Here is a 7,382-nt window from a genome sequence, read left to right on the forward strand (position 1 = left end):
CGGAGTCGGCGGGGTTGTAGAGAATCACCTTGTCCCGCTTGGAGTAGCGGCTGGTGTTCTCGAAGGTGCGGGAGAGAAGCTTGCCGTTGGCGTCGTACACGCAGCGGTACACGTCCACCACCTTGCCGGTGTAGGGGGTGGTCTTCACCTTGGTGGTGCCACGGGGAATGGAGGAGTCCGCCTCATAGACGGTGGTGTACTCGGTGGTGGAGCGGGTGTACCGCTCGGTCTTCACATAGGTGCCGCTGGGGTTGGTGCCGTAGATCTGGACGGTGAGCTTACCGCCGGAGACATAGGACACCAGTTTGATGGGGAAGTCGGTGTTGTTGCGGAACTTGAAGTCCAGGCTGGGGTAGTACACGGTGGCGTCCAGGCCGTCGGGCACATAGCCTACGGTAAAGGCGTGGTTGGCCCGGTGGACGATGTCCAGGTTGGCGTACACTGCGCAGTAGTAGATGGCAGAGGATACCTGGCACACGCCGCCGCCGTCCATGGTGACGGTCTGGCCATTGGAGTAGCCGGTGGAGGACTTGTAGCCGTTGGCCTGAGAGGGGTCTCCGATGGTGCCCAGGTAGGAGAAGGTCTCCCCGGGCATGAGGATTTTACCGTTGCAGGAGGAGGCGGCCAGAGCCACGTTATAGGAGCGGCTGGCCACGCCGTCCAGGTAACTGGTGTTGCTGGACAGCAGGTCCTGATACAGCAGGGAGGCGGCCTGGCTCAAATTAGGCTGGGTGATGGTGACGGGGATGGAACAGGTCTCCCCAGGCTTGGTCTGTTCGATGATGCCCTGGGCCTCTTCCGGGTCGATGGAGCAGCCCATGACCATGGGGGTCAGGTTGCCGTTGGCGTCCTGGGTGGGGGCCTTGGGCTCCTGGTAGACCAGCTCACTGAGAATCTCCCCGGTGAGCTCGGCGCAGGGAATGGGCTTGGTCTCCACAGTCAGAGAGGTCTCTCCGGTGGCCAGGGCGTTGGAGATCTGCTCCAGCAGGGCGTCCTTGTCCACCTCGGCCCCGTCGGTGCCCATGGTGACTTTGAGAGAGTGATCCTCCAGCTTATAGGTGAAGTCCACCGGGTCCTTGTGCATGGCCTCGGCAATCTGGTCGATGTACTCCTTCACCTGCTTCTCTCCCTCGGGCGTGAAGGAGGAGGAGGACAGGGACAGGGGGTCCGGGTCGCTGCCCGCACCCAGCCAGGCCAGGCCCAGGGAGAAGAAGCCCCGGGACTTCTTTTCCTCCATGCCGTACTCCACGGCGGCCTGGGGGTCCACATCCAGCAGAGAGCCGGAGATGGTCACCTTCTGGTCCTCCCCGTAGTTCAGGGTCAGCTCCAGGGTGTCCAGGTGCTCCTTCATGGAGCTGGTCATATACTCCACCGCGGCATCCTGGGTCAGTCCGCCCAGGTCCAGGGTGACGGTCTGTGTGTTATTCTGGGCAATGGTGCCGGGGAGCAGGCGACCGTTGCCGCTGACCCAGGCGCACAGCCCGCAATAGGCTCCCGCCAGCACCAACACCGCTGCGCCGGCCACGATTCCGGCGATGATGGGGGGCGTGAGCTTTTTCTTGGAACGAACGTGCTCCATAGAACTTCCTCCATGTGTTGTTATCTGTAAGAGGTGCCAGGAATTGACCAGAATGGAATCCCCTTGCACCTTGGGATATTGTAACACCAACCGGTGGCTGGTACAAGAACAATTCGGTTAAAAAGATTTACAATTTGTCATCGTTTTTGGTGGCTATTTACACCGGAGGAAAAGATGTATATAATGTGGGTGACAAGCAACCGGGCGGCAGGGGCCGTCTGGACGGAAAGGAATCTCAGGTATGAATGGTTCGTACAGCTATGGACAGGGGGGCGGGTACCACTATAACCCCAACCCCAAACGGCCCAGACGGGACGGAGACTGGGAGGATTGGCTGGGGATTGTGGTGCTCTTCCTTCTCCCCTTTGGCATCACCCAGGTCATCGCCGTGGTGTGGCTTGTGAGCAAACTTCGGAATATGACCCGTCAGCAGGCCCAAAACTATGCCTTCCAGGCCAGACAGGCGGCAGAATTTGTCAAGGGAAAGGCGGGAGCGGCCTTTGGTGGTCAGACGCCGGTGAAACGAAAGGGCTTTGCCCCCGGCACCGTGAAAATGGTGGTGGGCGGCGTCATGGCCGGGATGTTCGCTCTGGGCACCATAGCCCAGCTGGCCACCTTTGTGGAGAGTCTGCGGTACGGCTTCTTTTTTGCTGACGAGCTGGTCAACGTGTTTGTCATGCTGGCGGGCTTTGGCGTGGGCCTGGGTATGCTCCTCACCGGGCGGGAGCAGCGGGGCCGGATGGAGCGATACACCAACTATCTGGCCTACATCGGAGCCAATCGCCAGGTGAGCCTGGCCCCCATGGCGGCGGCCATGGACGTGTCGGTGCGCCGCCTGACCCGGGATTTGCGCAAGATGCTGGCCACCCACGTGCTGCCCACGGGATATCTGGACTTGAAGGCGGGCAAACTGATGCTCACCGAGATGGGATACACCGAGCCGGAGCCGGAACCGGAGCCCCAGCCGGAGCCGGAGAAGAACCAGCAGCCCTCCCAGGAGGATGAGATTCTCCGGGAAATCCGCCTCATCAACGACCTGATTCCCGACCCGGTGATCAGCGCCAAGATTGACCGCATTGAAGAGGTCACCCACAAGATTTTGCAGTACCAGAAGACCCATCCCCAGCGCACCGAGCAGCTGCGCACGTTCCTCAACTACTACCTGCCCACCACCCTGGACATTCTCCGCTCCTATGCCCGCCTGGACGCCCAGGGGGTGGAGGGGGAGAACATCACCGCCGCCAAGCAGCGCATCGAGGGCATGATGGACAAAGTGGTGGAGGGCTTTGAAAAGCAGCTGGATAAGCTGTTCAGCTCCGACGCCATGGACATTGCCGCCGACGTGCAGGTGCTGGAGAACATGCTGAAAAAGGACGGCCTGTCTGGGGATAACATGAAGCTGGACTAACCGACCCCCAAAGGGGGAGAAGGGAGTGTGACTCCATGCAGCAGCCAGAAGTGATTTGGTTTCCCTCCTCGGACGGGGAACATCCATGTGCCGGATACCTGTGGCAGCCCCAGGGCCAGATAAGGGGCGTGGTGCAGATCGTCCACGGCATCGCCGAGCATATGGGGCGGTATGACCACTTTGCCCGCTACCTCAATGCTCACGGCTATGTGGTGTGCGGTGAGGATCACCTGGGCCACGGCAAGACCGGGGAGGCGGCGGGGCAGTTTGGCTATTTTGGTCGCCGGAACGGCTGGACACTGGCCACGGCCAATGTGCGCGCGTTCCGGCAGCTCATGGGAGAGAAGTTCCCAGGCGTCCCCTATATCCTGTTGGGCCACTCCATGGGCTCCTTTTTGACCCGCACCTACCTGTGCCGCTATCCCGGCACGGTGGACGGGGCCATCCTCTCGGGCACCGGGCAGGAGAGCCCCCTGCTGGTGGCCACGGGCCGCCTGGTGTCCACAGTGCTGGGGTGGTTGCGAGGACCCACCTGGGTCAGCCAACTGGTGTACAGCCAGTCCCTGGGGGTCTATAATCGGCAGTTTCGCCCCAACCGCACCACGGTGGACTGGATGTGCAGCGATGAGCGTATGGTGGACGCCTACCTCCAAGATCCGTTGTGCTCGTTTATCCCCTCGGTGGGGCTGTTCCGGGACATGCTGGGGGGCTTGCGGTACATTTCCAGTGAAAAAGCTCTGTCCCGCATGGACCCCAACACCCCCATCTACCTCTTTTCGGGAGATCAGGACCCGGTGGGAGCCAACGGGGCGGGGGTGCGAAAGGTGTACGGGTATTTCAAGGACCACGGTACCCGGGACCTGGAGCTGAAGCTGTACCCCGGGGCCCGCCACGAGACCCTCAACGAGACAAACCGCATGGAGGTCTATGCCGACGTCTTGAACTGGCTGGACCGACACTGTAAATGAAAAAATGCCGCACAGAGCAAATCTGTGCGGCATCGTTGCAGACTGTCGAAAAACTCATGTGTATGCAAGAAGAATATATTTTTTGCATCATTCCCAAAGCCCTCGGCAGAGTTTTCCCGCCCGGGGGCGGGAAAATAAATTAAAATTCGTTTTTTTCGGGGACATGTGCATCGGAAAAAACACTTCTCAGCCCGCAAGTGTGGAATCGGGTCGCCCTTTGACCCGATTCTGCATGCAGCGGGCTGCAACTCCTCTCAAAAATGCTGGCATTTTTGAGAAGCGTGTCGGCTTATGGGGTGGTGAAACACAGGGAGATGAGGATGGGGACGAAGAAGGAACAGATGATGCCGTTGAGCACCGACAGCACCACCGTCTCCTCGTTGGTATATTTCAGCATCACCGGGAGGGTGGTGTCCTCGCTGGTGGCCCCGGCGGGGGCAATACAGGTGTAATAGTTGAGCTTGATGGCCACCACGGGGATGATGATGAAGGAGAAAATCTCCCGCATCAGGTTGCTGAGAAAGGCCACGCTGCCCAGTTCAGAGCCGCCAATCTGGCTGATGGTGGCGCCTGCCAGGCTGTACCAGCCCATGCCGCTGGCAATGGCCGCCCCCTGACCCAGGGGAAGGTGGAAGATGGCGGCACACACCAGACCGCCCACCAGGGAGCCCAGGATGATGCCAAAGGGGATGATGAAAATTCGGATGTGGTACTCCCGGATTTTACGGAAGAGGCCCCGGTGCATCCCCACACTGATGCCCACGGAGAACATCAGCAGATAGAGCACCAGGTCGGTGTGCTGGCTGAAAAAGGTGAGCAGGGGCAGTTCCAGCCCGGACAGGCCGTAGGCCAACCCTAAGAGCAGGGCCAAGATGGTGAACAGGACGATCATGCCTCTTCCTCCTTTTTATCCTGGTTGGGGCGCTTCATAAAGCGTTTGGTAAGGATGTACACCACTACAATGGACAAAACGGTGGGAATGAGGAAGAAAAGAAAACTCTGAGCGCCCAGGGTGAGCAGCTGGTGGAGAAATCCCTCTTTCCGGCCCAGCATGGCACCCATGGAGAAGATGAGCACCAGGGTGCACGGCAGGGATGCCCCTTCGTTCCAACGTTTGGCCTTCTGGGGGAACAGGAACCGACCCACCAGGATGCCCAAACACATGACCAATAAGATATCCATAAAACGCCTTCTCTCTCTCCCTGCTTCCCCACCCATGGACGGGAGCGGGGACGGTGTGGTATAATCAAGCAACACGGCCCTGGGCCGTGGCTAGGTTGCGAACCCAACCATCATAGCAGAAAAAGACCATCGACGCAAGATAGAGAGGATTTTCACACCCATGATCATTTTTGATTTGGACGGAACCCTCCTCCACTCCAACGATTTATGGGTGGAGGTGGATTTGGAATTTTTGGCCCGTCACCACTGCCAGGTGACCAAGGAGTACGAGGAGCGGGTGACAAAGGCCACCTTCCCCTCGGCCGCTAGCTACACCCGGGAGTATTACCATCTGGACCTGACGCCCCAGGAGATTATGTGTGAGTGGGAGGAGCTGGCTGCCCACCACTACCGGGACCTGGTGGAGCTGAAGGCGGGGGCCCGGGAGCTGCTGGAGCAGTACCGCAGCCAGGGGGAAGCGCTGGCCCTGTTTACTGCCTGCCGCCCCAAGCTGTGCCAGCTGGCCCTGGAGCGCCACGGCCTGGAGCCCTACTTTGCCCACGTGGTGTACGCCGAGGAGCTGGGGCTGGAAAAGCACGACCCCCGGTGTTTTGAGGCCCTGAGCCACACCCTGGGGGTGGAGCCGGAGGCCTGCACCCTGCTGGATGACTCCCCCTTTAACTGCGCCACCGCCCGGGCCGCCGGGATGCACACCATTGGGGTGTATGACCCCTGCTATGCCAGCCGGTGGGCGGAGATGCCCCACAGCTGCCATCGGTTTGTGCACTCGCTGGGAGAACTTTTGGAGGGGTGAGTGCCCCGAACCCCCGCTTTTCTCAGGGGAAACCCAGCGCCCCGGGTGGGGACGCTCCGCTTATGCCCGATTTCTCCCCGATGAGAAATCGGGGAAAGAATCGCTTAGGGCGTTCCCCCCTAAGGACCTCCCTGGAGTACCAGGCTGGGCCTGCGTCAAGCTGGTGTTCGGCCCGTTCCCCTTGCTGTGGCTCCTGTTTGTGCCACCACACCAGGCTATCCTGGGCAATTGGCCCTATGACTGGGCGGTTTCCACCTCCGGGCCTACCCTGGCCAAGCGGCGTTCCCGCCGCCGGGAGCTAGGCTTTCGACCGCTGGGAACAGCGGCGGACCAAGGAAGGCCCTGGTAGTAGGTGTGCAAACGTACAGAGAAGTAGGCACATTCCGTTGAATTGACCTGCCATCTATGTGACACCACCAGGGCAAGGGCCGAAAAAAGGAGGTTGCATACTCCAACCAGTACCGGCGGGGTGGATTCCATAAGGCGGGGGAAGGCCCCGCCTTTGGTGGTCTTTGGTTCCTTTCTGGCAGCAGAAAGGAACCCCCAGCGGGGAGCGCATCCCCGTGACTGGTAAGTCTAGATAGAAATGAAAAATGAGACGATACAGAGGTTTGGTTCTGTACCGTCTCGTTTTGGTTTTATTTGGTGGCGCAGTGCTCCAACAGGTACGCCCTACATTTCTCCACCCGGTCGAACACTTTGCCGGGGTTGCGCTGTTCCAGGGCCTGGGTGACGCCGTCCTGCCAGGCCGCCGACAGACAGGTCACCCCCACCTGGTCGCAGGCGTCCACGTCGGTGGCGGTGTCCCCGATGTAGCAAAACTCCTCCGGAGCCAGCTGGTACTTGTCCAACAAGTAGCGCAGATGGTCCACTTTATTGGGGGCCACATCCGAGCCGCACAGTACCTCGTCGAACACGTCGGCAATGCCGAACTGCTCCAGCGAGATGCGGCAGGTGGGGGTTCCCTTGCCCGTCACCAGCACCAGGGGAATCCCCCGGTCCTTTAAGGTATGCAGAAGCTCCCGGATGCCGGGGAACAGGTCGGGCACCACCTGGGGGTGGAGCCGCTCATATTCCCGGCAGTAGTCGGCCACCCCGGCCTCCCACTGGTCCCCCGCCAGAATCTTGGCGATGCCCACCTCGTCCAGGCCGAAGGTGGCGGTGATCTCCTCCTGGCTGAGGGTGTGCCCGGCATAGGGAGACAGAGCCAGGCCGAAGGCCTGAATGCACAGGGGCAGGGTGTCGGCAATGGTGCCGTCCAGGTCAAAACCAATCATGCGGAACATGGGAAAACCCTCCTTATACTTTGGTCAAGTGCTGGCTGGCGGATTTCAGCATCAGCCGCTTGGTGCCCACGGTGTCGAAGGCGATCTCCACCAGGGCGTCGCCCCCCATCTTCTGCACCGACAGCACCAGGCCCCGTCCAAAGGCCTTGTGCTGGACGCTGTCCCC

Annotated in this window: 8 protein-coding genes; 3 read left to right on the top strand and 5 right to left on the bottom strand. The window is 60.4% G+C overall.

Going from position 1 to position 7,382, the window contains the following annotated elements; translation table 11 throughout:
• Window positions 1-1,579, bottom strand: a 1,579-nt coding sequence (locus tag E0L15_RS11735; protein WP_168125730.1) for a VanW family protein, incomplete at its 3' end; no start/stop codon positions are given.
• A gap of 241 nt (window positions 1,580-1,820) precedes the next feature.
• Between E0L15_RS11735 and E0L15_RS11740 the strand changes: the two genes are divergently transcribed.
• A complete protein-coding gene (locus tag E0L15_RS11740; protein WP_168125731.1) occupies window positions 1,821-2,987 on the top strand; it encodes a 5-bromo-4-chloroindolyl phosphate hydrolysis family protein in 1,167 nt (388 codons plus the stop codon).
• 35 nt (window positions 2,988-3,022) lie between these two features.
• On the top strand, window positions 3,023-3,955 hold the full coding sequence (locus E0L15_RS11745; RefSeq protein ID WP_168125733.1) for an alpha/beta hydrolase: 933 nt from the start codon (window positions 3,023-3,025) through the stop codon (window positions 3,953-3,955).
• A 289-nt stretch (window positions 3,956-4,244) separates the two neighbouring features.
• Here E0L15_RS11745 and E0L15_RS11750 read toward each other — a convergent pair whose 3' ends face one another.
• Together E0L15_RS11750 and E0L15_RS11755 are read right to left on the bottom strand one after the other, a co-directional pair.
• Window positions 4,245-4,847: a lysine exporter LysO family protein gene (locus tag E0L15_RS11750; RefSeq protein ID WP_143482389.1), complete on the bottom strand. Its 603-nt coding sequence runs from the start codon at window positions 4,845-4,847 to the stop codon at window positions 4,245-4,247.
• Window positions 4,844-5,137, bottom strand: coding sequence for a hypothetical protein (locus tag E0L15_RS11755; RefSeq protein WP_168125734.1), 294 nt, complete (start codon window positions 5,135-5,137; stop codon window positions 4,844-4,846). The genes E0L15_RS11750 and E0L15_RS11755 overlap by 4 nt, the downstream gene beginning before the upstream one ends.
• Before the next feature lie 160 nt (window positions 5,138-5,297).
• Here E0L15_RS11755 and E0L15_RS11760 point away from each other — a divergent pair, with 160 nt between their 5' ends.
• Window positions 5,298-5,930, top strand: a complete 633-nt coding sequence (locus tag E0L15_RS11760) for an HAD family phosphatase (RefSeq protein ID WP_168125735.1) — start codon at window positions 5,298-5,300, stop codon at window positions 5,928-5,930.
• A 638-nt stretch (window positions 5,931-6,568) separates the two neighbouring features.
• Here E0L15_RS11760 and E0L15_RS11765 read toward each other — a convergent pair.
• On the bottom strand, window positions 6,569-7,216 hold the full coding sequence (locus E0L15_RS11765; protein ID WP_168125736.1) for an HAD family hydrolase: 648 nt from the start codon (window positions 7,214-7,216) through the stop codon (window positions 6,569-6,571).
• 13 nt (window positions 7,217-7,229) lie between these two features.
• Window positions 7,230-7,382, bottom strand: a 153-nt coding sequence (locus E0L15_RS12670; RefSeq protein ID WP_168125737.1) for a hypothetical protein, incomplete at its 5' end; no start/stop codon positions are given.

Origin of the sequence: Pseudoflavonifractor sp. SW1122 (assembly GCF_012027765.1) — a bacterium.
GTDB classification, from domain to species: domain Bacteria; phylum Bacillota; class Clostridia; order Oscillospirales; family Oscillospiraceae; genus Enterenecus; species Enterenecus faecium.

What these genes read in the sequence shown, in the direction of transcription:
- E0L15_RS11740 (WP_168125731.1), top strand. Translation starts at nt 1,821, where the DNA reads ATGAATGGTTCGTACAGCTATGGACAGGGGGGCGGGTACCACTATAAC.
- E0L15_RS11745 (WP_168125733.1), top strand. Translation starts at nt 3,023, where the DNA reads ATGCAGCAGCCAGAAGTGATTTGGTTTCCCTCCTCGGACGGGGAACAT.
- E0L15_RS11750 (WP_143482389.1), bottom strand. Translation starts at nt 4,847, where the DNA reads ATGATCGTCCTGTTCACCATCTTGGCCCTGCTCTTAGGGTTGGCCTAC.
- E0L15_RS11755 (WP_168125734.1), bottom strand. Translation starts at nt 5,137, where the DNA reads ATGGATATCTTATTGGTCATGTGTTTGGGCATCCTGGTGGGTCGGTTC.
- E0L15_RS11760 (WP_168125735.1), top strand. Translation starts at nt 5,298, where the DNA reads ATGATCATTTTTGATTTGGACGGAACCCTCCTCCACTCCAACGATTTA.
- E0L15_RS11765 (WP_168125736.1), bottom strand. Translation starts at nt 7,216, where the DNA reads ATGTTCCGCATGATTGGTTTTGACCTGGACGGCACCATTGCCGACACC.